Genomic DNA, 25,968 nt, shown 5'->3' with positions numbered 1-25,968 from the left:
AATTATTGTAATCCCTTTTTAAAGAAATTTTTGAACTCGGACACTTCTGCAGATGATTGAGTGATTGAAACTGAGTGTCTTGCACCTGCGGTTATACCGGGTTCGTATGTCATAGGAACAAATTGTAAAGAAACTTCAGGATTTCCTACAAAACAAAAACCTAGAGATGTTTTTGTGAAGCTCTCATTTGCTTTATTAAATACCATTGCATCCCCATACTCTGTAAGTTCTGCATTTACAGGAATAACTACAACTTCGCCTTCCTTGTATCCTACAATAAAGTTACTATGTCTTGTAACCTGAACTATAACAGCATTGGTACAGTTTTCCATATGGCAATAAATAAGCTTGTAATCATCACCGTTTGCAACACTGCTGTTAAATATTTCTCTCATTCTGGCTTTATTTTTTCGATTTTCCTCGTCAGTTGCCCCCATAAAAGCCTTTTTAAATAAATCCATTAGCGCCATAATAATCTCCATTCCGTCATCACAGGTGATGGCATAAATATATTAATGTCTAAACCAGGGTATGACCCTGTTGACATGTTTACAATACTCTATATATTCCGATCCGAATTTATCAAGCAACCACTTTTCTTCAGTCTGCTTCATCAGTACAGTTAAGAATATATATAAAACTACCGGAATTATAAGTAAGTACACATTATGTGCAGTTACCAGAATGCCTGTACACACACATAAAAATGCGAGGTATATAGGGTTTCTGACAATGGAATATATTCCGATTGTTACCAAATGTCCGCTGCTTATCTCTTTACTGATTCTTTGAATGAGTACAGCATATATCCACAATGCAACTCCGATAAAAATGAGCATAAAGCCTATACGCATTGCTTCAGATTTTAAACCGGGAAGATCTCCACCATTTAGAAATCCTTTCTTTTTTAAGAAAAGTCCAAAGGCGGTTAGAAGTAAACAACTGACGGCATAAATAGGACCGACACCAAAAACAGGTAATGTATTTTTTTTCATATAAGCCCCCTTTATATAAATTTATACATTAAATCTAAAGAGTATTACATCTCCATCCTGTACTACATATTCTTTACCTTCTATACGAACAAGCCCCTTTTCCTTGGCGGCAGATGTAGAGCCACAGTCAAGAAGATCCTGATAGTTGATAACCTCAGCTTTGATAAATCCACGCTCAAAGTCTGAGTGGATCTTTCCGGCCGCTCCCGGAGCTTTTGTGCCTTTCTTTATAGTCCAGGCTCTACACTCATCCTCACCGGCTGTAAGATAGCTTAAAAGTCCAAGTAGATCATAGCTGGCTGCAATAAGCTTATCAAGACCTGACACTGAGATACCGAGCGCATCAAGATATTCTGCCTTTTCCTCATCATCCAGCTGTGAAATTTCTTCTTCAATGGCTGCACATACAACAAATACCTTCGCATTTGACTTTGCGGCATATTCTTTTACCTTAGCTACATACTCATTTGAAGCACCGTCATCAGCAAGGTCATCCTCAGCCACATTTGCAGCAAAGATAACAGGCATATATGTGATAAGTCCAAGTGATTTTACAAATGCGACATCCTCTTCATCAGAAGATGTGTAGCTGCTTGCCATATTGTCGCTTTCAAGTATGTCCTTGAGCTCCAAAAGGATATCAAGCTCATGCTTTAGAGCTTTGTCATTCATTGCAGCTTTCTTAGTCTTTGCAATTCTTCGCTCCAAAATCTCAATATCGGAGAATATAAGCTCTAAGTTGATAGTTTCGATATCTCTTATCGGATCAACACTTCCCTCTACATGGATGATATTTGAATCATCAAAGCATCTTACAACATGGATGATGGCATCACATTCACGGATATTTGATAAAAACTGGTTTCCAAGACCTTCACCCTTGCTGGCACCCTTTACAAGACCTGCGATATCTACAAAGTCTATAAGTGCCGGTGTTACCTTTTTTGTATTATATAATTTGCCAAGTTCTTTTAATCTGTCATCCGGCACCGCTACAACACCTACATTAGGGTCAATAGTAGCAAAAGGATAGTTTGCGGCAGTAGCGCCTGCCTTTGTCAATGAGTTAAATAATGTACTCTTACCTACATTCGGTAGGCCAACGATTCCTAGTTTCATATAAAAAACCTTCTTTAAAATATTTTTGTATTGAATAATTATATTCGCAATAAAACCTGAATAAATATCAGGGTTAACCTGTTATATTTTAACATATAGGTATATAATTTAAAAGAGTAAAGCAAGGAGCTTTTGCAGAAAGGATGACCGGATGAAATTGCCGTATGGAGCAAATGAAGATGATTTTGAAAAATATAAAAAAATAGTTTCAGAATTTACAAATAATGACAAGAATTTAGATGAATCTACATTAGAAATAATGAATATAGCATATTCTACCGGGGGTGATTATTCGGATGAAATACTACTTGAGTATGTAAAAGCTTATTTTAATATGAACAGTACAAATTAGAATTTACCGAGGTAACATAGAATGAAAAAGATGAGAGCAATAGTGGAAAAAGGGCGCTCAGGTGTTCCAAGACTGTTGTTTTTGATTTTGATGACCATTTTTCTTCTGACTGGTTGTTTGGTAAATACTGCCGGTTCAGTGCAAGAGGTCGAGAGCTATCATCAGATCGATCAAGATATGGCAAAGCAGATGATGACCCGGGATGACGGGCATGTGATTGTAGATGCCCGCAGGCAAGATGAATACGATGCAGGCCATATTCCTGGCGCAATTCTAATTCCGAATGAGAGCATTGAAGCGGAGCGGCCGGAAGAACTCCCGGATCTGGATCAGATCATCCTGATTTACTGCCGAAGCGGGAACAGATCCAAGCAAGCAGCGCAAAAGCTTGCGAACATGGGATATACCAACATCTACGAATTCGGCGGGATCAACACCTGGTCCGGAGAGATCGTGACAGGAGAAACTACTATGGAGATACCGGAGGATATAAAAACAATCTATCTTGCAGGCGGCTGCTTCTGGGGAACGCAGAAGTTCTTTGATCAGTTTGTCGGCGTAATCCGAACAGAAGCAGGTTATGCAAACGGACCTGACGAAGCTCCGACCTATCAGGACGTCTGTAACAGCAGCGGGCATGCCGAGACAGTGCGGGTCGACTATGACCCTGCTGTAATTTCTCTGACTGATTTGCTGAATTACTATTTCATGGTGATCGATCCGCTCTCTGTAAACAAACAGGGCAATGATCGAGGCATCCAGTACCGGACGGGGATCTATTATACGGAAGAAGACCAGCTTCCGGAGATCGAAGCGGTTTATCGGGCGGAGGAAGAGAAAGCCGGAGCCAGGCTTGCTGTTGAACTGCTTCCGTTGGAAAACTTCTTCCCCACAGAAGAGTATCACCAGAAGTATCTGGACAAGAATCCCGGCGGCTACTGCCATATCCCGCGCAGTTACTTTGATCTTCAGCAAAACAGCGCAGAAGAATCTGCAGAAGAACTTCGGGTGCGGATCGGCGATTTGGCCTTTGAGGTCACACAGCACGCCGCCACGGAGTACGCCTTCACCGGCGAGTATGACGACTTCTTTGAAAAGGGCCTTTATGTCGACATTGTCAGCGGCGAACCGCTCTTTACATCCATGGACAAGTATAGTATAATTCCGGGTGTGGCTGGCCGGCGTTCACCAGGCCGATCGCGGAAGATGCTGTCACTGAGGCCGTGGACACTTCACATGGTATGGTCCGGACGGAAGTGCGCAGCAGCGGCGCGGATTCCCATCTGGGTCACGTGTTCAACGATGGTCCCCGCGAGTCCGGCGGGCTGCGTTATTGCATCAACTCGGCAGCTCTTAGATTCATTCCCTACGATGAACTGGAAGAACAAGGGTATGGGGAGTATCGGAAGCTCTTTGAGTAAGAATAATCAAAAATCAATACAAGGGGGCATATAGCAATGGAAGAAAAAAGAATCTATGAAATGGACATGGTAAAACAAGAAGACAAAAAAGCTGCAAAGAAAACACCTTTTTACCAAACAGAATCTACAGGAGGGTCGGTGTGGGTGATTAAACCGGGACAAACCCTGCAGAAGCACCGTCACCACAATTCTGATGATATCTGGATCATTTTACAGGGAGAAGGAATATTCTATCCCGAACCGGATAAAGAGATTCCCTTAAAAAAAGGACAGGTTATCGTTTCTCCTAAAGGTGCATGTCACGGCGCAATGAACACAGGAACAGAGGATATAGTTTTTGTGAGTATCGTTGCACCGGTTCCGGCAGATTATGATCCTATAGGCGAATGAAATACATTTTTTTGAATGTGTTTTGATAAATTCAAGTTTGTTGAACTGAAAAATTGAATACTAAATGCGTAAGACGATAGAAAAGAAAAAAATCTATCGTCTTTTTTCATGCCTATTTTCAATTTATATTGCGATCAATAAATAGGGGAAACTCACTAATTAGCGAACTAGTATTTCAAGTACCTTTCACTAATATATACACGACAAAATGCTAATTCCCTTAAATATGTTAAAGACAATAAAGGAGATAAGATGATAAGGATCAGAAGTCCCACTAAGAAAAAACTAAATAGTAAGAGTATCAGCGATTGGAAAAGTAATACTTCTGGTCGCTTTTTTTATTGAAATGAAAAGGAGAAATTTAAAAAGATGAAACAAGAAATGATTAACATCAACGCCAACTTATTGGCGGAACCTACTTTCTCAAACTTTGAAAAAGACGGAGAAACGGTAGAAGTTGCAAATTTTACGCTTGTAAAAAAGTACGGTAAGGGTAAGGAGTATATCAACTGTGCAGCTTATGGAGAAAAGACAGAAATAGCAAAAGCCTTTGAGAAAGGCGATTTGATTCATATCTTCGGCTACTTTAAGAAGCGTGAAAAAGAGGGAAAGACTTACAAAAACTTTGTAGTGAAGTCATATAACAAGATTGAAAAGAAGGAAGAAAACGAGGAGGAATAAATATGGATTTTTTTGTTCAGGCAGTCAATGTATTACAGATTTTGGTTATGGCAGTAGGAGCCGGACTTGGAGCCTGGGGAGTCATTAACCTTATGGAGGGATATGGAAATGATAATCCAGGAGCAAATGCTCATGTACGGTAAGGAAGCAAGCAACCGAAAACAAGAGATAGACCGCCAGCACTACACTATTCCGAACCAAAGACCAAAAGATAAGCATTGTGGGAAAATCTAAACTTTTGGATTTTCCTACAATGCCGACTACGGCGGAATCCCTCCCACTCCTTATATCTTTCTTTCCGTATACATTGAATTTGTATTTAGTAAATGCTATAATGTCCCTATTCAAATTATAAATGTGTTGAATTAGTTACATGTACATATTTTTTGTGCCGGAGGAAGTGAAATGAAACAAAAAATTTATCTCATTACAGGCTTAATGGCTTCTGGAAAATCTACAGTTTCCGATTTACTGGCAAAATCAATAGAAAAATGCGTCCATCTTCGTGGTGATGTGTTCCGAAAAATGATTATTTCAGGCAGAGAAAATATGTCAGCTACCCCATCAGCGGAAGCAGTCCGCCAGCTGTACCTTCGATACAAATTGACTGCTGATGCGGCAAGGTCATACTTTGACAACGGCTTTTCTGTAGTGATCCAAGATAACTACTACGGTGATGAATTAAACCGAATGATAAATTATCTGCATAAATACCCTGTTGAGGTTGTCGTTCTTTGTCCAGATGTGGAAACAATAAAAGAAAGGGAACGATACAGGGAGAAAACAGGCTATTCCGGCTTTACGGTTGAAACCTTATACGATACATTTATGCAGACAACACCACGGATCGGCTTTTGGCTGGACAATTCCAATCAAACACCACAGCAGACAGCAGAAACCATTCTGAACACCAGGAAGCCGGTATGATTGTTACATATAAGGGGAAGAAAAATTTCTTTTAAGTACTTTCTTTCCTAAAACTGATGTGATATAATAGCTTCATTCCAGAAAAGGAGTAAAAAATATGCGGCAAGGTATTCTTAAATAAAACTATAATCAAATAGTGGGAACAAAGAATTATGATAGCTCCTTTTGTGGGGGCTTGGTTTTTTGTACCCAATTTAAGAATACTTTTGCCTTATCAATTTTGACATATTCAAAAAACAGCAATCACAAATAGGTGTATGCTGTATATGTGTATGTCCGCAAATTAGAATCCCCAGTGGTAAAAGTATTTTACTGCTGGGGATTTTTATGCCCTTTGGGGCTGTAAAGGGAGGACAATCACATGAAAATAATCAATATCGGCATTCTGGCCCATGTAGACGCAGGAAAAACTACATTGACAGAAAGTCTGCTATACACCAGTGGAGCGATTGCGGAACAGGGAAACGTGGATAAAGGGACCACAAGAACAGACACTATGATTTTGGAACGGCAACGGGGAATTACCATTCAGACAGCGGTTACTTCTTTTTATTGGAATGATTATAAAATCAATATCGTGGACACTCCCGGTCATATGGATTTTTTAACCGAAGCATACCGCTCTTTATCTGTCCTTGACGGAGCTGTTTTAGTCATTTCAGCAAAAGACGGCGTACAGGCACAAACCCGTATATTATTCCATGCGCTTCAGAAAATGGACATTCCGACAATTATCTTTATAAATAAGATAGACCAAAATGGGATCGACCTGCAGTGTGTTTACCAAAGCATTAAAGATAAACTTACCAGTGATATGATTGTCATGCAGGAGGTTTCCCTGTCGCCAAAGATAACCATGACCGATATTTCTGATTTAGACAAATGGGATATGATTATTTCCGGAAGCGATGAACTATTAGAACGATATGTTGCAGAGGATTCTTTGGATATACAGGAATTACAATATGAAAAGTGCAAAAGAACCAGATGCTGCTCTTTGTTTCCTGTTTATCATGGGAGTGCAAAAGACAATTTAGGAACAGAAAAACTGATTGAAGCGATTATAGAAACTTTCATTACAGAAACGGACGATATTCAGTCTGAATTATGTGGATATGTTTTTAAGGTTGAGTATACAGAGCGGAAAAAACGGCTTTCTTATTTACGCCTGTATCATGGGACGCTCCATTTACGGGATACCCTGCTGCTGTCAAAAAAGGAAAAAATAAAGATTACAGAAATGTGTATTCCGTCAAATGGTGAAATCGTCCCGGCTGACCATGCCTGTCCGGGAGAAATTGTTATTTTAGCTGATGATACTTTGAAACTGAACGATATCCTGGGAAATGAAAAACTCCTGCCTCACAAAACACGGATTGATAATCCCATGCCATTACTTCGGACAACGGTAGAGCCGCAAAAGCCGGAGCAAAGGGAAGCCCTGTTAAATGCCCTCGCAGAGATTGCTGATACAGACCCTCTTTTGCATTTTGACATTGATACTGTTACCCATGAGATTATGTTATCTTTTTTGGGAAAAGTACAGTTAGAAGTTATTTGTTCGCTATTAGAAGAAAAATATCATGTGGGCGTGGCTATGAAAGAGCCTTCGGTTATTTATCTGGAAAGACCGCAAAAAAAAGCGAGCTGCACGATTCATATTGAAGTGCCGCCGAATCCGTTTTGGGCATCTATTGGTTTGACTGTAACACCGCTTCCTGTTGGAAGCGGAACACAATATAAAAGCGAGGTATCTCTCGGCTATTTAAACCAAAGTTTTCAAAATGCCGTCATGGAGGGTGTGCGTTATGGAATGGAGCAGGGCTTATATGGCTGGGGAGTGACAGACTGCCAAATTTGTTTTGATTATGGAGTTTATTACAGCCCGGTCAGCACCCCCGCTGATTTTCGTTTTCTTGCGCCTGTCGTGTTGGAGCAGGCATTGAAAAAAGCAGGGACACAACTGTTGGAACCATACCTTTCCTTTACCCTTTTTGCACCGCAGGAATATCTTTCACGGGCTTATAATGATGCACCAAAGTATTGCGCAATCATTGAATCAACCAGACTTGAAAAAGATGAAGTTATTTTTAAGGGTGAAATCCCTGCCCGTTGTATCGGTGAATATAGGAATGATCTGAATTTTTATACAAATGGAAGAAGTGTCTGCATTACAGAATTAAAAGGGTATCAGGAAACTTCCGGCGAGCCTGTATTTCAGCCACGCCGCCCGAACAGCCGTTTAGACAAGATCCGGCATATGTTTCAGAAGATAATGTAACGTCTTGCGCAATGCAAGCGTTCATTGCTGGCTATTCCGAAATATCATTGATAAAATCAGCATCAGAGAGGAGGAACCATTTTGAACCAGAAACAGACGGATATTACAACAGGAAAGCAAATACGTCATCTGCGAACACAATCGGGAATGACACAGGAAGAACTGGCTGGGGAATTGAATGTTACCCGGCAGGCGCTATCGAATTGGGAGAGAGATGTTAATGAACCCGATTTAAATACGTTGAAAAAAATTTGTTTTCTTTTTGGAGTCCACATGGACGATTTTGCGAAGGAGGTAATAACAAAAATGGAAACATGTGAAAAAAAAGAGAAACGACAATTTAATAAGTATGATATGGCAATTGGACTTTTTTATGGTGTCGGGATATTTCTTGGCATTGGTATTTTCTTTGTTGGCGGTTTTATGACAATGTCGGGTGCAGGGTGGGGAGCATCACTATTTGGCGGTGGCTGTTTTTCTCTTGTATTTGGCTTGATATGCCATGCAGTTATTACATTGAGAAGAAATGACAAATGATGACATATCCTGCTTTCTAGACTTTTCGGTCATATCGCGTAAAAAAGCCGCTGCTTTTGGCTTTCCAATAGCGGCGGCAAAGGGAAATATCCTTTGAATACCTTACAGAAGAAAAGTTTTGCAGCATTATAAAAATAAAAGCCTATACCATTTTGGAAAGAAAAGATACATAATAGTCAAGACGGCAACAATCAGAAGTTATGGAGGGTAACAATGGAATATAGTAAGGAAGATTTAATGGAAGCAAAAAGGCAAATTTTGGGAGTGGGAGAGAACATGGGAACAGAGGAAAGTAAAAAAATCTGGGAGAAAAACGCACAATTTTGGGATAATGCAATGGGTGACAAATCTAATGAATTTCACAGAGAGGTAGTGCGTCCCAAAGTAACGGAACTTCTATCTCCTAATCCTGCGGATTACATTTTGGATATTGCGTGTGGCAATGGAAATTATTCTTCGTATCTTGCACAAAGAGGCGCTTCGATTGTCGCTTTTGATTACAGCAAAAAAATGATAGAATTGGCTAAAAGACGGCAATCACAATATGCAAAACAAATTGAATTTTGTGTAGCGGATGCGACCAATAGAGAAAGTATATTAGAATTAAAAAGAAATCGAGCCTTTACGAAAGCAGTTTCTAATATGGCAATTATGGATATTACGGATATTGAACCACTTCTTATGGCTGTTTATGAACTGTTGGAGGAAAGCGGAATTTTTGTCTTTGCAACGCAACACCCTTGTTTTATCACGTTGACTGAAAAATATATGACACCGCACAGTTACTATGGTATAGCGATTGAAGGGCAACCGGAGGAGCAGATTTATTATCATCGTTCCATACAAGATATTTTTAACCTTTGTTTTAGAGCTGGATTTGTCATTGATGGATTTTATGAAGAATGTTTCAAAAACAACAAAGAAATTCCTATGGTAATGATAGTAAGGCTTAAAAAGGTAAAACGTGATAGCTTAAAATAAATTCAAGTTTGCCGGATAAATAGCAAACCTGGCCGAGCCAGTCAACGGTCAAGATGAACGGGCTTCGCCCGCCGTTGACAGCCCCGCCCGGTTTTGCAGTTAGGCAGTCAAGGAGCGACAGCCTAAAGTGCTGCCGCCCCTTACTATCATAAAAAGCAACTACTAACCAGCCACAGCCCTTTTGGGAGGAAAGGGGGATTTTCCATGACCTGTACAGAAGAATATCGGGAACATATCGAGTACACTTTCCATGCCTTTTGCAAAGTCGTTATCCGAAATGCAACGATCAACGCAGCGAGGACACGGAGCAGGAAGCACAAAAGAGAAATATCCCTTGAATACCTCACAGACGAAAAGCACTACCCTTTAGGCACGACAGATGAATATTTCCAAGCCCCGGAGCCGGACGAGGAATACATACTTACCCTTTGCGGCGATACGGTCATTTTCAGCAGCGGCTTACTTGCGGAAGCCCTGTCACGGCTGGACGAACGGGAGCGGGAAATGATTTACCTGTCCTTTTTCAAGCGTATTCCACAGCACGAAATTGGCAGACAGTACGGGCGCAGCCGCAGCACAGCGGGCTACCATATCCGAAAAGTCCTACGGCAGCTCCAAGCGGAAATGGAGGGAATGGCATATGAGAAATAATAGGCTTCTCCCCTATGAAACAATCGTCCAAGCCACCAGCGGGGAGCCGGAAGCGGTGGGAACTGTATTGCAGTATTACCGCCGCCGCATACAATGTGCCGCCCGTGTGAATGGACGGGTAGACCAAGATACAGAGGACTACATCACCCAGACGCTTCTCACAGCTATTTTCAAGTTCCGCTTTGGGAGATAGCCCTACCGCCTACAACTGAATAACCGCCGCTTCGCCGGCAACCAGAAAGCAGTAAATCTATTCAACAGATTTGCTGCTTTTTTTCGTTCCTGTTTGGCATTTTTGAAAATCCCCAGTATGAAAAAACAAAAGGGAAAATTGCCGCCGCAGTTGGCAAAATCCCTTACTTATCCGTGGAGGGTATCAAAGAAAAAAATACTGCCATTGTCCGCCTTTTTCGGCTTGCGTGGTGTTGTAGGGAATAAGGGGAAATTCTAAAAATCTCCGTCCATTTTGCTTTGCGTGGTGTTGTAGGTAGTGAAAGGAAAATTTTCAAGATATGCCGGAATAGCGGGTAGCAAAGCCCTTTTGAAACGTCTTGTTAGCGGAAAGTACGGAAGCCGGGGAACGCCGGAGTTTTTCAGAGCAAGATTCTACCGCAGTACCAAAATTCGCTTATCGCTCATTTTGCCCCTGCGGGAATCTTGTTGGGGAGTGCCTTCCCCAAACCCTGCTTATGCGGCTTACGCCGCTGGAAAATCCCTCAAAATAATTTTTCGGATTTTTCAAAAACAGTTCCGCTTTACACCCTGTTTTTCTCCTATTAGTGAGAGGACACCACGCACAGCCGAAGGAGGTTTTACCATGCGAAAACGATATAACACGCCGCACCGCAGCCGGGTAGTCAAGACACGCATGACCGAGGAAGAATACGCCGAGTTTGCGGAAAGGCTTTCTGCTTACAACATGAGCCAAGCCGAGTTTATCCGGCAAGCCATAACCGGGGCAGCCATACGCCCCATCATAACCGTTTCCCCCGTCAATGACGAGTTGCTTGCCGCTGTCGGGAAGCTGACCGCCGAATACGGCAGGATCGGCGGCAACTTAAACCAGATAGCCCGGACGCTGAACGAGTGGCACAGCCCCTACCCGCAGCTTGCCGGGGAGGTACGGGCGGCGGTTTCCGACCTTGCTGCCCTAAAGTTTGAAGTCTTGCAGAAAGTGGGTGACGCTGTTGGCAACATTCAAACATATCAGCTCTAAAAATGCGGACTATGGCGCAGCGGAAGCCTATCTCACATTTGAGCATGACGAGTTTACCATGAAGCCCACCCTTGATGAAAACGGGCGGCTGATACCGAGGGAGGATTACCGCATTTCTTCCCTCAACTGTGGGGGCGAGGATTTCGCTGTTGCCTGTATGCGGGCTAATCTCCGCTATGAGAAAAACCAAAAACGGGAAGATGTGAAAAGCCACCACTATATCATCAGCTTTGACCCACGGGACGGGACAGACAACGGCTTGACCGTAGACCGGGCGCAGGAGCTGGGCGAGCAGTTCTGTAAAGAGCATTTCCCCGGACACCAAGCCTTAGTCTGCACCCACCCGGACGGGCATAACCACAGCGGCAATATCCATGTGCATATCGTCATCAACTCCCTGCGGATTTATGAAGTCCCGCTTCTGCCCTACATGGACAGACCAGCCGACACACGGGAGGGCTGCAAGCACCGCTGCACCAACGCCGCTATGGAATATTTCAAGAGTGAAGTCATGGAGATGTGCCACCGGGAGGGGCTTTACCAAATCGACCTCCTAAGCGGCAGCAAGGAACGGATAACCGAACGGGAATACTGGGCGGCAAAGAAAGGACAGCTTGCCCTTGATAAAGAGAACGCTGTCAGAGAAGCCGCAGGACAGCCGACCAAGCCCACCAAGTTTGAAACGGACAAGGCGAAGCTGCGCCGGACGATACGGCAGGCACTTTCCCAAGCTGGCAGCTTTGACGAATTTTCTTCCCTTTTGCTGCGGGAGGGTGTGACCGTCAAGGAGAGCCGGGGGCGGCTTTCCTACCTCACGCCGGACAGGACAAAGCCTATCACAGCCCGGAAGCTGGGGGACGATTTTGACAAGGCTGCTGTCCTTGTCCTGCTTACGCAGAACGCCCACAGAGCCGCCGAACAGAGCAAAGCCATACTCGAATACCCTGCCGCGGTTAAAAAGCTGTCACAAGGGGAAAAAACCACAAAAACCACCCCGGCAGACAACACCTTGCAGCGCATGGTTGACCGGGAAGCCAAGCGAGCCGAGGGCAAGGGCGTGGGCTATGACCGCTGGGCGGCAAAGCACAACCTAAAGCAAATGGCAGCTACCGTTACCGCCTATCAGCAGTACGGCTTTTCTTCCCCGGAGGAACTGGACGAAGCCTGTTCTGCCGCCTATACCGCCATGCGGGAAAGCCTTACAGAGCTGAAGCAGATGGAAAAGACGCTGAACGGGAAAAAGGAGCTGCAACGGCAGGTGCTTGCCTATTCCAAGACCCGCCCTGTCCGGGACGGGCTGAAACAGCAGAAAAACGCCAAAGCAAAAGCAGCCTACCGTCAGAAGTACGAAAGCGACTTTATCATAGCAGACGCAGCCGCCCGCTATTTCAGGGAAAACGGCATTTCCAAGCTGCCGAGCTATAAAGCCCTGCAAGCAGAGATTGAAACCCTTATCCAAGAGAAAAACAGCGGCTACAACGATTACCGGGCAAAACGGGAGGAATACCGCCGCTTACAGACTGTCAAGGGCAATATCGACCAGATTTTACACCGGGAGCGCAAGCCTGTGAAAAGGCAGGAACAGGAACGATAAAAACCGCCCCAAAATGTACCCGAACCTATACAGAACAAGGGGGCTGCCCCGTACCCTATCCGCAAATACCAAAGGATTTTTTAACGGGCTTATAGGGCAGAAAAAACCCGAAAATGATACCGAGATGATACAGAATTACCGCCGATACCGCCACACCAGCGGAAACGGCAGAAAGGAGCGCACCCATGCCAAGAATGAGCAAGAAACGGCGGCTGGAATGGTCTTTTTTCCTGCGGCAAGTGAAAGTCGGGAATTCCACCTGCGATCGTATCACATACAATGACCTCTGCCGGGGCTGTACCCATAGCTGCAAGCAGAGCTTCCGGGCGGTTATCATACTCTGCCCCCACTACTACTCCAAACGCCGGAAAAAGGAGGACAGGGACAATGGCAGATAACCGCAAGTATTACTACCTCAAGCTGAAAGAGAACTTTTTTGACAGCGACTCCATTGTGCTGCTGGAAGATATGAAAGACGGGATTTTATACTCCAATATCCTCTTGAAGCTGTACTTAAAATCGCTGAAAAACGGCGGGAAATTGCAGCTTGACGAGCATATCCCCTACACAGCGCAGATGATAGCGACACTGACCCGCCACCAGATAGGGACGGTTGAGAGGGCTTTAGAGATTTTCCGGCAGTTGGGGCTTGTGGAGCAGCTTGACAGCGGGGCTTTCTATATGACCGACATTGAGCTGATGATAGGACAGTCCTCTACCGAAGCCGAGCGGAAACGGGCTGCAAGACTGGAAAACAAGGCACTTTTACCGCCCCGGACAAAAGGCGGACATTTGTCCGACATTCGTCCACCAGAGATAGAGATAGAGTTAGAGAAAGAGATAGAGATAGAAAAAGAGAGAGAGGGAGAAACGGGACACCCCACCCCCGCCGCTTATGGCAGATACAACAATGTGATACTGACCGATACAGAGCTTTCCGGGCTAAAAACAGAGTTGCCCGACAAGTGGGAGTATTATATTGACCGGCTTTCCTGCCATATCGCTTCCACCGGGAAACAGTACCACAGCCATGCAGCCACCATTTACAAGTGGGCGCAGGAGGACGCTGCCAAAGGCAAGGCTGCCCCGAAACAGGGCATACCCGATTATTCATGCAAGGAGGGCGAGAGCTTATGAAAAACGGAATTGAAGCTATGATTACGGACATTACAGCCACTACCGCCGAAGCGGAGGACTACACAGGCGAGGACGGGCTTTTATACTGCGGTAAGTGCCATACGCCCAAAGAAGCCTATTTTGCAGAGGGAAAGACTTGTTTCGGGCGTGACCGCCACCCGGCAGAGTGCGACTGCCAGCGGGCAGCCCGTGAAAAGCAGCAAGCCGCCGAAAGCCGACAGAAGCACCTTGAAAAAGTGGAGGACTTGAAACGCCGGGGCTTTACCGACCCTGCTATGCGGAACTGGACATTTGAGCATGACAACGGCAGAAACCCGCAGACCGAAACCGCCCGCTTTTATGTGGAGAGCTGGGAAACCATGCAGGCTGAAAATATCGGCTACCTGTTTTGGGGCGGCGTGGGGACGGGAAAAAGCTACCTTGCCGCCTGTATCGCCAACGCCCTTATGGAAAAAGAGGTTGCCGTCTGCATGACAAACTTTGCAACGATACTGGGTGACCTTGCCGCCAGCTTTGAGGGCAGGAACGAATATATTTCCCGCCTTTGCAGCTACCCTCTGCTGATACTTGATGATTTCGGTATGGAGCGAGGAACAGAATACGGGCTGGAACAGGTTTACAGCGTGATTGACAGCCGTTACCGAAGCGGCAAGCCGCTGATCGCCACGACCAACCTCACGCTGGAGGAATTGCAGCACCCGCAGGACACGCCCCACGCCCGTATCTATGACAGGCTGACTTCCATGTGCGCCCCCGTCCGCTTCACGGGCAGCAACTTCCGAAAGGAAACCGCACAGGAAAAGCTGGAACGCTTAAAGCAACTGATGAAGCAGCGAAAGGAGAGCCTATGACAGAAACGAAACAGACAAGCACCACCAAAACAGACCGCCGCCCGGACTGTGTGACGGAAATCCGCATGGGCAACTCCGTCCTTACCGTTTCCGGCTTCTTCAAGCAGGGCGCAACCGACACCGCAGCCGACAAGATGATGAAAGTGCTGGAAGCGGAAGCTGCTACACAAAAAACGGCGATTTGACCGACCATAAAGAAGCAGATTTGACGCTTTTGCCGCTATACAGACAGCCGCCCCATGTGGTACAATCAAGGTACGGAATAGTGGGGCTGGCTGTCGGAAACGGAGGATTTTATGTTAAGACAGACCAACCAACAACCAATTACCGCCCTTTACCCAAGACTATCCCATGAGGACGAGCTGCAAGGCGAAAGCAATTCCATTTCCAATCAGAAGCGTATCCTTGAAACCTATGCAAAGCAGAACGGCTTTTCCAATCTGCGCTGGTACACGGACGACGGTTATTCTGGTGCGAACTTTCAAAGACCCGGTTTTCAAGCCATGCTTGCGGACATTGAAGCCGGAAAAGTCGGGACAGTTATCGTAAAGGATATGTCGAGGTTAGGGCGAAACTACCTGCAAGTGGGAATGTACACGGAAATGATTTTCCCACAGAAAGGTGTCCGCTTCATCGCTATCAATGACGGAGTGGACAGCGCACAGGGCGACAATGACTTTGCCCCGCTGCGGAATATCTTTAACGAATGGCTGGTGAGAGATACGAGCAAGAAAATCAAAGCAGTAAAACGCTCAAAAGGCATGAATGGCAAGCCCATCACAAGCAAGCCTGTGTATGGCTACCTCATGGACGAGGATGAAAATTTCATTATTGACGAGGAAGCTGCACCCGTAGTCAAGCAGATATACAACCTCTGTCTTGCCGGGAATGGTCCGACCAAGATAGCCCGTATGCTCACAGAGCAGCAAATCCCCACGCCGGGAACGCTTGAATACCGCAGGACGGGCAGCACCCGCCGCTACCACCCCGGCTATGAGTGCAAGTGGGCGACCAATACCGTAGTGCATATCCTTGAAAACCGGGAATACACAGGCTGTCTGGTAAATTTCAAGACAGAAAAACTTTCTTACAAAGTCAAGCACAGTGTAGAAAATCCCCCGGAAAAGCAAGTGATTTTCGAGAACCACCACGAGCCTATCATAGACACCCAAACATGGGAACGGGTGCAGGAGCTTCGCAAACAGCGCAAACGCCCAAACCGCTATGATGAAGTGGGTTTGTTCTCCGGCATACTGTTCTGTGCGGACTGCGGCAGCGTGATGTATCAGCAGCGATACCAGACGGACAAGCGCAAGCAGGACTGTTATATCTGCGGCAACTACAAGAAACGCACCCATGACTGTACGGCGCACTTTATCCGCACCGACCTCTTGACCGCTGGTGTACTCTCCAATCTGCGGAAAGTGACCAGCTATGCGGCAAAGCATGAAGCCCGGTTTATGAAACTCTTGATTGAGCAGAACGAGGACGGGGGCAAACGCAGGAACGCCGCCAAGAAAAAGGAACTGGAAGCCTCCGAGAAACGCATAGCCGAGTTATCCGCTATCTTCAAGCGGCTGTATGAGGACAGCGTGACCGGGCGCATATCAGACGAGCGTTTCACAGAGCTGTCGGCAGACTATGAAGCAGAGCAACGGGAGCTGAAAGAAAGAGCCGCTGCTATTCAAGCGGAGCTTTCCAAAGCACAGGAAGCCACCGTGAACGCAGAAAAGTTTATGAATGTTGTCCGGCGGCATACCAGCTTTGAAGAACTTACCCCTACTCTGCTGCGGGAGTTTGTAGAGAAAATCGTTGTGCATGAGTGCAGCTATGACGAGAACAAGACCCGCAGACAGGACATTGAGATTTATTATTCTTTTGTTGGCAAGGTGGACTTGCCCGAATAACCGCCCGACCTATCCGACACAATGCGCAAGTGCCGGATAGGAACGGCAAAATTTTTTACACTTCTATTACTTCTTTATCGCACATCAGTAAAATCCCAAGGCATTAAGCAGCTTATGGCAGGGGGAGGCATTGCCCTTATCGGATTAAAACTAATTCCGCTTCTTGCCAATGTGATTAAGTAAAAGGAGAGAGTATGTTTGAGATATTAGACAAGATAGAAGAGTTTTTCAGAGAGCTTCTACTGGGCAGTATCCAAGCAAACTTAGAGTCTATGTTCCTTGATCTAAACGATAAAGTTGGGTCAGTGGCAACAGATGTAGGACAAACGCCAATGGGCTGGAATAGTGATGTGTTTCAATTCATCAAAAGCATTAACGATACCGTCATTATTCCGATAGCCGGGCTAATCATAACAGCAATCCTATGTATTGAACTTATCAACATGATTATGCAGAAAAATAATATGCAGGATACCGATACTTTTGAGTTTTTCAAATACATTATCAAGATGTGGATTGCTGTTTGGTTAGTGTCTCATTCCTTTGAGTTTTCCATGGCAGTCTTTGATGTGGCTCAAAACATGGTCAATAAGGCGGCAGGAGTCATCAATACAACTGCTGTTGTATCAGGAGATGAAATTATCGCTATGGTGGATTCCATAAAAGGAAAAACCTTAGGAGAGCTTATAACAATTCTTTTTGAAATCTCCTTAATCAAAGTTGCCATGCAAGCAATCTCTATATTAGTCATGGTGATTGTTTACGGAAGAATGTTTGAAATCTATGTTTATGCTTCTGTCTCGGCAATTCCCTTTGCCACTATGGGAAATAAGGAATGGGGACAGATTGGAACGAACTACATTAAAGGCTTGTTTGCCTTAGGACTACAAGGACTTTTTATCATGGTTTGCCTTGGAATATACGCAGTACTGGTAAAAACAATAGAAATCACGGATATGCACAAAAGCACGATGATGATTCTTTGCTATGCAGTTTTACTTGGACTCATGATGCTAAAGAGTGGATCACTAGCAAAGAGTGTACTAAATGCACATTAGGGAAAGAGAGGGAAGAAGATGAACAAAAGAAAAACTGGAATTTTAGTAGGAACAATGGTTTTGGCAAGTTTGGCAGTTATCAAATGGCTTAGCCTAAATCAAAGACTGGAAGATTTAGAGGAGGTGAATGAGAGTCTAATTGCTTCTCAAAATAATCTCCAGCTAACGCAGGAAAGACAGAATAGAAGGACGGAAGGAGATATTGCAAGAATTCAGGAAGAAATTGGAACAGTATATGAGCATATGGAAGAATTATCCAAGGAAAGAGAAGAGAGGATCTAAGCCATGGCGTATGTACCGATTCCAAAGGATTTAAAGAGAGTGAAAACAAAAGTTGCCTTTAATCTTACGAAAAGACAGCTTATCGGCTTTTCCATTGCAGGATTGTTGGGCTTTTCAGCTTATATCTTTGTACGGAAACTGGTGCCAAATGATATTGCCGTCCTGTTTTTGATTACCGCTACCCTTCCAGTATTTTTTATTACGCTTTTTGAAAAAGATGGCTTGGTTTTCGAACAGTATTTTAAGCTCATATATCTTCATAAGTTTTATCAACCGGGGAAAAGAGTGAGAAAGGAGGTTTACCTTGCAGAACAAAAGAAGATTGCAAACAATCATTTTAAAGAAAAACAAAAGGGCATTAAAAAGAAGGCTACAGGAGAAAGACCATAGTAAGCTGACAGTTTCTAAAGCAAGCAAAGGAGTTTTAACGTCGGTTCTTGGAAAAGAGCTAAAGCGTTACACCGTAGAAGATACATTGCCCTATATCAGACTTCTAAAAAATGGCATTTGCCAGCTTGATGAAAGGCATTTTAGTAAGACTGTTTCCTTTCAGGATATTAACTACCAGCTTGCCTTAGATGAGGACAGAGACTTGATTTTTAATCAGTTTAGCAAGATATGGTTAAATTAGAACTTTACAAGGAGGAATTTTATGGATGTAATACAAGCGTTTCTTGACGGTGTTGCTATAGCGGCTATTTTTAACGGGGCGGTAGCTACCTTGGTACTCATTAATCCAAGATTCTTTTTTAATTCTTATCCAAAGGCCATACAAAAGGCCGCACCCGAACAAATGACAAAACAGGAGAAGAAGATAAACAGGATATTAACCGTTTTCATTGTTGGAATTTGTTTTGCCTATTCGACAGCAAGCGTTTTACACAAAGGGATTACCGGTTTTTGGAATGTGTTTTGGACGGGATATATTCAGTGGAGCATATTAAACTTAGGTGATTTTTTCTTGTTAGACTTTCTGTTGTTTCAGGGAAAGTATAAAAACAAAATTGTCATCCCAGGAACAGAAGGGCACAAGGATTATGAATTTAATAACTGGATGAAACATTTGGCAGTTGTTGAACATTTTCTAGTGATTCCTTTCTTATTTATTCCGGTTGTATCGGCAATTCAGGCTTTGTTTATTGGTTTTTTAGGAAGATAAGCAAGGAGCTTTTGTGGAAAGGATGACCGGATGAAATTGCCGTATGGAGCAAATGAAGATGATTTTGTAACTTTTTTAAGAGCACAAAAATATTTTATGTTAAAATGGTTTTGCTATATTGCAGTATAATGCATCACATTGAAGGATATATGATTTACAATGTGTGACATATATAAAAATTCATGATACTATACCATATATAAAGAGGTAATGAATATGGCTACAACAAATATTAATATAAGAGTAGATTCAGAATTGAAGCAATCAGCTGAAGAGTTGTTTAATGATTTAGGTTTAAATATGTCATCAGCTATTACGATATTTTTAAAAAGTGTTGTCAGTTATGACGGAATACCGTTTGAGTTAAAGAGAAATGCTCTAAATACAAAAACCAAAATTGAACTTAGCGAATATTAGAAACTTATATTGGAGGAGAATATGATAAATAAAAAATTAAAATTTGGTGTCGTAAAAGAAATTTTCAGTTGGGCATCTGTACTTGTTGTTGCTGCTGTAATAGCAACTGTCTTAAATCTTGTTATTATAGCAAATTCAAGAGTGCCGACTCCTTCTATGGAGAATACTATAATGACAGGTGACAGAATTATCGGATCCAGACTCACTTATCTTTTTAATGAGCCAAAGCGTGGAGATATTATAATATTTAAGTTTCCAGATAATGAGAAGAAGTACTATGTAAAAAGAATTATCGGCGAGCCGGGAGATATTGTGGATATTAAGAACGGAGAAGTGTATTTGAACAATTCCGAAACTCCTCTTGAAGAAAATTATATAAAAGAGCCTATGATTCCGGAAGCGGATATGCATTTTGAAGTTCCTGAAGGAGCTTATTTTTGTTTAGGTGATAACCGGAACGCCTCCGAAGACTCCAGAAGATGGGTTCATTCATATGTATACAAGGAAAAAATAATTGCAAAAGTAATATTCAGATATTTTCCGGGATTTAAAATGTTAAAATAATTACCCTGAAGTTTTTAGATATACTGAACCGTTAAAGGTGCTTCATATATAAAAGGAATTGTCAAAAAGAACAGGGATAAGTCAAGCTGATATAAGCAGACTGGAAAACGGATTGTAAAAAGCTAAGGGCAATATCGTACAAGTATATGAAGCTTAATATCAAAGATGAGTGTCATATTGATGATATGTTATATATACCATATAATTAAATAAAAAGGATAAGTGGAAAATGAGAACATTTGATGATATGTTGAATAAGCAGCTTAAAGATATAAATTTCAAAAAAGAATACGAAAACATACAACCAGAAATAGATGTTATAAGGGCTATTGTTGACACCGGAACATCGCAAGATCTTACACAAAAAGAACAGGAATAAATTAAGCTGATATAAGTAAATTGGAAAACGGTACAAGAAATCCAACGGTAAATTTGAAGGAGAACCTATCCATGAACAGCATACCAACAGAAAAATTATATAATCCCATATACGATTCTCTTTCCATATCTGAGAAACAAGAATTATTAAATAATCTTGCTGGTACCTATGATTTGGAAATGCTTTGTTTTAAAGAATTTGCAGCTTTTAATAAATCTACATATACAGCAGAGTTTCGCTCAAAAGATGGTATAGAATTTATATTTGTTCCCGGTGAGAGTGTTAAGCTGGGAATTGACTTTAAAGATAGAAAGCCTTCTGAGATTTTTAATGAAGAAAATTTATATTATCTCGCATACTCATTTATAGATGAGGATGAAGATGAAACAGACAGCCAAGATTATATTACTAGGATAAAAGAAAAGCTTTACGACAATGAATTTGTATCAACGATAGAAGACTATCTGAATAACAATTTCAGTAAGGAGGAGACTGTTTTAATACATCCTATGTTAGTCCAAAAGGACTATAGTGAAACTTGCTGGAAAAATATTTTGGATGAGGAACTTAAAGAAAACAAAGAATGGCAAACAATGATTGAAAATGCCGAAAAGAAGGGCATATCTGAAATAACAGTTCATAAGAGTATGTGTTTGTATAAAGAAAATGAAAGTTGGCATGGTAAAGTTTATAGAGAAACTACATTTAAGGAACTTTTACAGGATATAACAGATAATGATTATTTTCTTCCGACAAAAAGAGAGTGGGAGTATTTGGCAGGTAAGGGCTGTAGAAGCATATTTCCTTGGGGCAACAATATGGATTTTTCTATGAAGCTTAGACATATAGAGTTTATGGATGATGACGAAGAGTATGCCTTGGAGAAAGAAAATTTCTTTGGACTTTATATAGCAGATGATCCGTATTGCAGAGAGATTGTATATGATGATGGAGTGTTTTCATATAAAGGTGGAGATGGAGGCCGAAATATATGTGGAGGAATGGGGCCTGTATGGGGATATTTCCCGATTTCACCATACTTTGAAAATAAAGATGAAGAGATGGGGGAGTATATAAATGGGGGCTATGACTTTTTTAGAAGAGTTATAAGGATTGTGAAAGGTAGGAATATCAATTTATGAAGACAATTATAAAAGAGTTATTGTACTTATTTTTGATATTAATTGTACAAATGTTGGTTTTTATGTATTTTATAAAACGAGGGTGGACTCTAAAAGAACTGGTATCCAATGATGCCTTTATAATATTTTGGAGAGCTTATGTGGTATGCAGGATATTTGTTCATATAATAAAAATAAAATATGGTAAAAATAAGAAGGATAAGAAAGTATAATAGCTATTAAAATCACATCATATAAAAGCAAACACTCTATGTAAAAACATAGGGTGCTTTTTGTAAAGCCTTAAATCGAAACTATTTCATTAACAAATTTTATACTAATTTTCGCAGTGCTATATCTTCTCCGATATGCTATACTATGAAGATATAAAAATACTTAGGAGGTTATGATGGACGTTGCTTTTCCACATTTAGGGATTTATATAAAACATTTGGTAAATCATATTGATGTATTCGGATTTAGGATTGCATTTTATGGAATAATAATAGGACTTGGAATGCTTGCAGGAATAAATATTGCCTGTGCGGATGCAAAGAGAAGAGGACAAAATCCTGATCTTTATCTGGACTTTGCCATGTATGCAATAGTGCTTTCGATAATAGGTGCGAGAATCTACTATGTAGTATTTGAATGGGATATGTATAAAGACGACCTGCTTCAAATATTCAATCTTCGTGGTGGCGGACTTGCAATATACGGCGGTGTAATAGCTGCTGTGATTACATTGACAGTTTATTGCAAAGTAAAAAAACAGTCGTTTTTTTCAATGGCTGATACCGGAGTATTGGGACTTATACTGGGACAGGCAATAGGAAGATGGGGAAATTTTTTTAATGCCGAGGCATTTGGAGGATATACGGATTCACTTTTTGCACTGAGATATAAACTGGATATAGTAGGTGCCGGAATGTTAAATGAAGATGTATTAAGCCATGCTATGGAGATTGACGGAGTAAAGTATATTCAGGTTCATCCTACATTCCTTTATGAGAGCTGTTGGAATTTGATTGTACTTGCTTTCATGTTGTGGTACAGAAAGAGAAAGAAATTTGACGGAGAGGTCTTTTTTATCTATCTTGGCGGATACGGTCTTGGAAGAATGATAATAGAAAGTCTTAGAACAGACAGCTTGCTTTTGCCAAATACCAATATCGCCGTATCACAATTATTGGCAGGACTTTGTTTTGTGGTTTCTATAGGGTGTATAACAGTTGGAAGAAAGAGAGTAAAGAATGCGACTAAATAAGTTTCTGGCAAGTATAGGTGTCTGCTCCAGAAGAGAAGCGGACAAAGCTATAGAAGCCGGCAGAGTTATGATAAACGGACAGGTGATAGAGCTTGGAGCCACAGTGGGTGATGATGACCTTGTAAGCTTTGACGGCAGATATATAGGTATGGGCAAGGATGTAGAGAAGATAAAGCCTATAATAATAGCTTTTAATAAGCCTGAAGGCTTGGTATGTACCACCTCCGATAATGACGGTGCAATGAATGTGGTGGACTATATCGGAATGAAGGAGAGAATATATCCTGTCGGAAGACTTGATAAGGATTCCAGCGGATTATTGCTTTTGACAAACCAGGGCAGTCTTACAAACTCTCTTCTTAGAGCCGCAAATTATCACGAAAAAGAATATATAGTAAAGGTAAATAAGGATATAGATGATGCCTTTATCAATAAAATGGCAAACGGTATATATCTGTATGAGTTAAAAACCAAGACAAGAAAATGCAAGGTAAAAAAGTTGAATAAAAACACTTTCAGTATCGTTTTGACTCAAGGGTTAAACAGACAGATAAGACGAATGTGCCTTGCCTGCGGTGTGAAGGTTCAAAAGCTGAACAGAGTAAGAATAGTAAATATAAAGCTTGACGGACTTGCCCTAGGTGATTACAGAAACCTAAGTGATGAGGAAGTAAAGAAATTATATAAGGAACTTGGGATAAGGGAAAATGGATAAGAAAAAGAGAATTAAGGAACTGGTTGAAATACTTAATAAGGCCGCAAAAAGCTACTACGTGGATGCGGTTGAGATAATGCCTAATATAGAATATGATAAACTCTATGATGAGCTTTTAGAATTAGAAAAAGAAACAAATGTGGTTTTATCTAATTCGCCCACTCAGAATGTAGGATATGAAATAGCAGGTGAACTTCCAAAGAAAGCCCATGAAAGCCCTATGCTTTCACTGGATAAGACTAAAAGTGTGGAAGATCTTAGAGAATGGCTTGGTGATAACAAGGCATTACTCTCATGGAAGATGGACGGACTTACTATAGTATTGACCTACAGAGACGGTGAACTGGTGGAAGCCGTCACAAGAGGTAACGGAACTATAGGAGAGGTTATTACAAATAATGCCAAAAATTTCCAAAATATACCTCTAAAGATAGAATTTAAGGGTGAATTGATACTTAGAGGTGAGGCAATTATAAAATATTCCGACTTTAAGAGAATTAATGATGCTATAGAGGATGCAACTGCCAAGTATAAGAATCCGAGAAATCTTTGCTCAGGTTCTGTAAGACAGCTTAATCCTGCCATTACAAAGTCAAGGATGGTATATTGCAATATTTTCAATGTGGTAAAAGCCGACGGCATAGATTTTGAAAACTCAAAGGCAAAGCAGTTTGAATGGGCAAAAAATGAAGGCTTTGATGTAGTGGAATATAAATTTACAGACAGCAAAAGCATTGCAGATGATATAGCCGAGTTTGAGTCAAAGATAGAGAGCAATGATATTCCTTCAGACGGATTGGTACTTTTACTTGATGATATCGCACTTGGAGAAAGACTTGGAAGTACTTCAAAATTCCCAAGAAATGCTATAGCATTTAAATGGAGTGATGAAAGACAGGTAACAAAACTTAAATATATAGAGTGGAGTCCGTCAAGAACAGGACTTATAAATCCGGTGGCTGTATTTGAACCTGTAGAACTTGAGGGAACTACAGTTTCAAGAGCCAGCCTTCACAATGTAAGTATATTTGAAGATTTGATGCTTGGAGTCGGTGATGAAATATCTGTATATAAGGCCAATATGATAATTCCGCAGGTATATGAGAATCTAACAAAATCAAATACTGAAAAAGTTCCGGATACCTGTCCGGCATGTGGAAGCCATGCAAGTATAAAACAGGACAATGAGTCCAAGGTACTTTTATGTACAAACCCTGACTGTCAGATAAAGCATATAAAACAGTATGCTCTTATGGCATCCAGAGATGCATTAAATATCGACGGACTTTCAGAGTCCACATTGGAGAAATTCCTCTCAAAGGGCTTTATAAAAAATGACAGTGATATATTTAAGCTGGATAGATATAAAGATGAGATTGTAAATATGGAGGGCTTTGGAAAGAGAAGCTATGAGAAGCTTATGGCGGCACTTGAAGAAGCAAAACATACAAATGTGGCAAGATTTTTATATTCACTTGGAATAAACGGAATAGGAAGTGCCAATGCCAAGATGATTGCAAAGTATTTTGACAATGATATTGACAAAATTATTACCGCCGGGAAAGATGAACTGCTTGAAATAGAGGGAATCGGTGAAGTACTGGCAAATTCGATAGTTGATTTTTTTAAGGATTCCAAGAATATAGAAAATGTAAAGAGCCTTAGAGAAGTCCTTATATTTGAAGCGGAAGAGTCTGCGGGAAGTGATTCGTTTGCCGGAAAAGTATTTGTTATCACAGGCTCGCTGGAACATTTTACAAACAGAAATGAGTTGAAAGAACTTATAGAAAAGAATGGAGGAAAGGTATCAGGAAGTGTATCAAGTAAGACAAACTTCTTGATAAATAATGATACCGCATCAAATTCTTCTAAAAATAAAAAAGCTAAAGAACTTGGAGTTGAGATAATCTCGGAGGAGGATTTTTTAAAACTTTTAGAAGAATAAATAATATGTTTATTTGTAGAC

General features: G+C 41.8%; 33 protein-coding genes and 1 pseudogene. 31 read left to right on the top strand and 3 right to left on the bottom strand.

Features of this window, described 5'->3' with window-relative positions; translation table 11 throughout:
• Positions 1-2: 2 nt before the first annotated feature.
• From HMPREF1135_RS07245 to ychF, 3 genes are read right to left on the bottom strand one after another with little or no spacing between them, the layout of a single operon-like run.
• Complete coding sequence (locus tag HMPREF1135_RS07245; protein ID WP_007593646.1) at positions 3-470, bottom strand: hypothetical protein; 468 nt, start codon at positions 468-470, stop codon at positions 3-5.
• A 42-nt stretch (positions 471-512) separates the two neighbouring features.
• A complete protein-coding gene (locus tag HMPREF1135_RS07240) occupies positions 513-995 on the bottom strand; it encodes a methyltransferase family protein (protein ID WP_007593644.1) in 483 nt (160 codons plus the stop codon).
• Positions 996-1,016: 21 nt separating this feature from the next.
• Positions 1,017-2,114, bottom strand: coding sequence for a redox-regulated ATPase YchF (gene ychF, locus HMPREF1135_RS07235; protein WP_007593642.1), 1,098 nt, complete (start codon positions 2,112-2,114; stop codon positions 1,017-1,019).
• A 151-nt stretch (positions 2,115-2,265) separates the two neighbouring features.
• Here ychF and HMPREF1135_RS07230 point away from each other — a divergent pair, with 151 nt between their 5' ends.
• The 31 genes and pseudogenes from HMPREF1135_RS07230 to ligA all read left to right on the top strand — a co-directional run bounded on the left by HMPREF1135_RS07230 (position 2,266) and on the right by ligA (position 25,947).
• Positions 2,266-2,466 carry a hypothetical protein gene (locus HMPREF1135_RS07230; protein WP_007593640.1) on the top strand — a complete coding sequence of 67 codons (201 nt, stop codon included), beginning with the start codon at positions 2,266-2,268 and terminating at the stop codon, positions 2,464-2,466.
• 21 nt (positions 2,467-2,487) lie between these two features.
• Positions 2,488-3,921 carry a peptide-methionine (S)-S-oxide reductase MsrA gene (gene msrA, locus HMPREF1135_RS07225; RefSeq protein ID WP_007593637.1) on the top strand — a complete coding sequence of 478 codons (1,434 nt, stop codon included), beginning with the start codon at positions 2,488-2,490 and terminating at the stop codon, positions 3,919-3,921.
• Positions 3,922-3,923: 2 nt separating this feature from the next.
• Complete coding sequence (locus HMPREF1135_RS07220) at positions 3,924-4,277, top strand: cupin domain-containing protein (protein ID WP_007593636.1); 354 nt, start codon at positions 3,924-3,926, stop codon at positions 4,275-4,277.
• Positions 4,278-4,646: 369 nt separating this feature from the next.
• Complete coding sequence (locus HMPREF1135_RS07215) at positions 4,647-4,958, top strand: single-stranded DNA-binding protein (protein WP_007593624.1); 312 nt, start codon at positions 4,647-4,649, stop codon at positions 4,956-4,958.
• A 2-nt stretch (positions 4,959-4,960) separates the two neighbouring features.
• Positions 4,961-5,101 (top strand): Maff2 family mobile element protein, encoded by a 141-nt coding sequence (locus HMPREF1135_RS13740; RefSeq protein ID WP_007593623.1) that lies wholly within the window; start codon positions 4,961-4,963, stop codon positions 5,099-5,101.
• 262 nt (positions 5,102-5,363) lie between these two features.
• Positions 5,364-5,885, top strand: a complete 522-nt coding sequence (locus tag HMPREF1135_RS07205; RefSeq protein ID WP_003505403.1) for an AAA family ATPase — start codon at positions 5,364-5,366, stop codon at positions 5,883-5,885.
• 361 nt (positions 5,886-6,246) lie between these two features.
• Positions 6,247-8,166, top strand: coding sequence for a tetracycline resistance ribosomal protection protein Tet(32) (gene tet(32) / locus HMPREF1135_RS07200; RefSeq protein WP_003505402.1), 1,920 nt, complete (start codon positions 6,247-6,249; stop codon positions 8,164-8,166).
• An 81-nt stretch (positions 8,167-8,247) separates the two neighbouring features.
• On the top strand, positions 8,248-8,703 hold the full coding sequence (locus HMPREF1135_RS07195) for an XRE family transcriptional regulator (protein WP_003505401.1): 456 nt from the start codon (positions 8,248-8,250) through the stop codon (positions 8,701-8,703).
• A gap of 213 nt (positions 8,704-8,916) precedes the next feature.
• Entirely contained in the window at positions 8,917-9,684 is a 768-nt protein-coding gene (locus HMPREF1135_RS07190) for a class I SAM-dependent methyltransferase (RefSeq protein WP_003505400.1), read from the top strand.
• Positions 9,685-9,888: 204 nt separating this feature from the next.
• Positions 9,889-10,335, top strand: a complete 447-nt coding sequence (locus tag HMPREF1135_RS07185; protein ID WP_003505338.1) for an RNA polymerase sigma factor — start codon at positions 9,889-9,891, stop codon at positions 10,333-10,335.
• Positions 10,325-10,528: a helix-turn-helix domain-containing protein gene (locus tag HMPREF1135_RS07180; protein ID WP_003505336.1), complete on the top strand. Its 204-nt coding sequence runs from the start codon at positions 10,325-10,327 to the stop codon at positions 10,526-10,528. The genes HMPREF1135_RS07185 and HMPREF1135_RS07180 overlap by 11 nt, the downstream gene beginning before the upstream one ends.
• Positions 10,529-11,152: 624 nt before the next feature.
• Entirely contained in the window at positions 11,153-11,551 is a 399-nt protein-coding gene (locus tag HMPREF1135_RS07175) for a plasmid mobilization protein (RefSeq protein ID WP_002569238.1), read from the top strand.
• Positions 11,523-13,145: a relaxase/mobilization nuclease domain-containing protein gene (locus tag HMPREF1135_RS07170; protein WP_002569237.1), complete on the top strand. Its 1,623-nt coding sequence runs from the start codon at positions 11,523-11,525 to the stop codon at positions 13,143-13,145. The genes HMPREF1135_RS07175 and HMPREF1135_RS07170 overlap by 29 nt, the downstream gene beginning before the upstream one ends.
• 185 nt (positions 13,146-13,330) lie before the next feature.
• On the top strand, positions 13,331-13,543 hold the full coding sequence (locus tag HMPREF1135_RS13725; protein ID WP_002569236.1) for a hypothetical protein: 213 nt from the start codon (positions 13,331-13,333) through the stop codon (positions 13,541-13,543).
• Entirely contained in the window at positions 13,533-14,282 is a 750-nt protein-coding gene (locus HMPREF1135_RS07160) for a phage replisome organizer N-terminal domain-containing protein (RefSeq protein WP_005921277.1), read from the top strand. The genes HMPREF1135_RS13725 and HMPREF1135_RS07160 overlap by 11 nt, the downstream gene beginning before the upstream one ends.
• Positions 14,279-15,133 carry an ATP-binding protein gene (locus HMPREF1135_RS07155; protein ID WP_002569234.1) on the top strand — a complete coding sequence of 285 codons (855 nt, stop codon included), beginning with the start codon at positions 14,279-14,281 and terminating at the stop codon, positions 15,131-15,133. The genes HMPREF1135_RS07160 and HMPREF1135_RS07155 overlap by 4 nt, the downstream gene beginning before the upstream one ends.
• Positions 15,130-15,318 carry a transposon-encoded TnpW family protein gene (locus HMPREF1135_RS07150; RefSeq protein WP_002569233.1) on the top strand — a complete coding sequence of 63 codons (189 nt, stop codon included), beginning with the start codon at positions 15,130-15,132 and terminating at the stop codon, positions 15,316-15,318. The genes HMPREF1135_RS07155 and HMPREF1135_RS07150 overlap by 4 nt, the downstream gene beginning before the upstream one ends.
• A 111-nt stretch (positions 15,319-15,429) precedes the next feature.
• On the top strand, positions 15,430-17,040 hold the full coding sequence (locus HMPREF1135_RS07145) for a recombinase family protein (RefSeq protein ID WP_002569232.1): 1,611 nt from the start codon (positions 15,430-15,432) through the stop codon (positions 17,038-17,040).
• 21 nt (positions 17,041-17,061) lie between these two features.
• Positions 17,062-17,223, top strand: coding sequence for a Maff2 family mobile element protein (locus HMPREF1135_RS14535; protein ID WP_082749901.1), 162 nt, complete (start codon positions 17,062-17,064; stop codon positions 17,221-17,223).
• An 11-nt stretch (positions 17,224-17,234) separates the two neighbouring features.
• The gene (locus HMPREF1135_RS07140) at positions 17,235-18,098 is read left to right on the top strand and encodes a VirB6/TrbL-like conjugal transfer protein, CD1112 family (protein WP_007593587.1); all 864 of its coding nucleotides are present in this window, start codon (positions 17,235-17,237) and stop codon (positions 18,096-18,098) included.
• Positions 18,099-18,116: 18 nt separating this feature from the next.
• Positions 18,117-18,380, top strand: coding sequence for a hypothetical protein (locus HMPREF1135_RS07135; RefSeq protein ID WP_007593585.1), 264 nt, complete (start codon positions 18,117-18,119; stop codon positions 18,378-18,380).
• 3 nt (positions 18,381-18,383) lie between these two features.
• Entirely contained in the window at positions 18,384-18,770 is a 387-nt protein-coding gene (locus tag HMPREF1135_RS07130) for a PrgI family protein (protein WP_007593583.1), read from the top strand.
• A 52-nt stretch (positions 18,771-18,822) separates the two neighbouring features.
• Positions 18,823-18,993 (top strand): annotated as a pseudogene (locus HMPREF1135_RS13915) (conjugal transfer protein TraE); the annotation flags it as partial.
• A 39-nt stretch (positions 18,994-19,032) separates the two neighbouring features.
• A complete protein-coding gene (locus HMPREF1135_RS07125) occupies positions 19,033-19,539 on the top strand; it encodes a hypothetical protein (RefSeq protein WP_007593581.1) in 507 nt (168 codons plus the stop codon).
• Positions 19,540-19,755: 216 nt separating this feature from the next.
• Positions 19,756-19,956 carry a type II toxin-antitoxin system RelB/DinJ family antitoxin gene (locus HMPREF1135_RS07120; protein WP_007593577.1) on the top strand — a complete coding sequence of 67 codons (201 nt, stop codon included), beginning with the start codon at positions 19,756-19,758 and terminating at the stop codon, positions 19,954-19,956.
• 21 nt (positions 19,957-19,977) lie between these two features.
• Positions 19,978-20,520: a signal peptidase I gene (gene lepB, locus HMPREF1135_RS07115; RefSeq protein ID WP_007593575.1), complete on the top strand. Its 543-nt coding sequence runs from the start codon at positions 19,978-19,980 to the stop codon at positions 20,518-20,520.
• A 229-nt stretch (positions 20,521-20,749) separates the two neighbouring features.
• Complete coding sequence (locus tag HMPREF1135_RS14030; RefSeq protein ID WP_007593572.1) at positions 20,750-20,899, top strand: hypothetical protein; 150 nt, start codon at positions 20,750-20,752, stop codon at positions 20,897-20,899.
• A 71-nt stretch (positions 20,900-20,970) separates the two neighbouring features.
• The gene (locus HMPREF1135_RS07110; RefSeq protein ID WP_007593570.1) at positions 20,971-22,041 is read left to right on the top strand and encodes a hypothetical protein; all 1,071 of its coding nucleotides are present in this window, start codon (positions 20,971-20,973) and stop codon (positions 22,039-22,041) included.
• 388 nt (positions 22,042-22,429) lie between these two features.
• Positions 22,430-23,287, top strand: a complete 858-nt coding sequence (gene lgt, locus HMPREF1135_RS07100) for a prolipoprotein diacylglyceryl transferase (protein WP_007593562.1) — start codon at positions 22,430-22,432, stop codon at positions 23,285-23,287.
• Complete coding sequence (locus tag HMPREF1135_RS07095) at positions 23,274-24,002, top strand: pseudouridine synthase (RefSeq protein ID WP_007593561.1); 729 nt, start codon at positions 23,274-23,276, stop codon at positions 24,000-24,002. The genes lgt and HMPREF1135_RS07095 overlap by 14 nt, the downstream gene beginning before the upstream one ends.
• On the top strand, positions 23,995-25,947 hold the full coding sequence (gene ligA, locus HMPREF1135_RS07090; RefSeq protein WP_007593560.1) for an NAD-dependent DNA ligase LigA: 1,953 nt from the start codon (positions 23,995-23,997) through the stop codon (positions 25,945-25,947). The genes HMPREF1135_RS07095 and ligA overlap by 8 nt, the downstream gene beginning before the upstream one ends.
• Positions 25,948-25,968 lie beyond the last annotated feature (21 nt).

This window comes from Lachnoanaerobaculum sp. OBRC5-5, from assembly GCF_000296385.1.
Classification (GTDB): Bacteria; Bacillota; Clostridia; order Lachnospirales; family Lachnospiraceae; genus Lachnoanaerobaculum.
The sequence above is the reverse complement of the archived record's forward strand: the minus strand, read 5'-3'. Positions and strand labels throughout refer to the sequence as shown.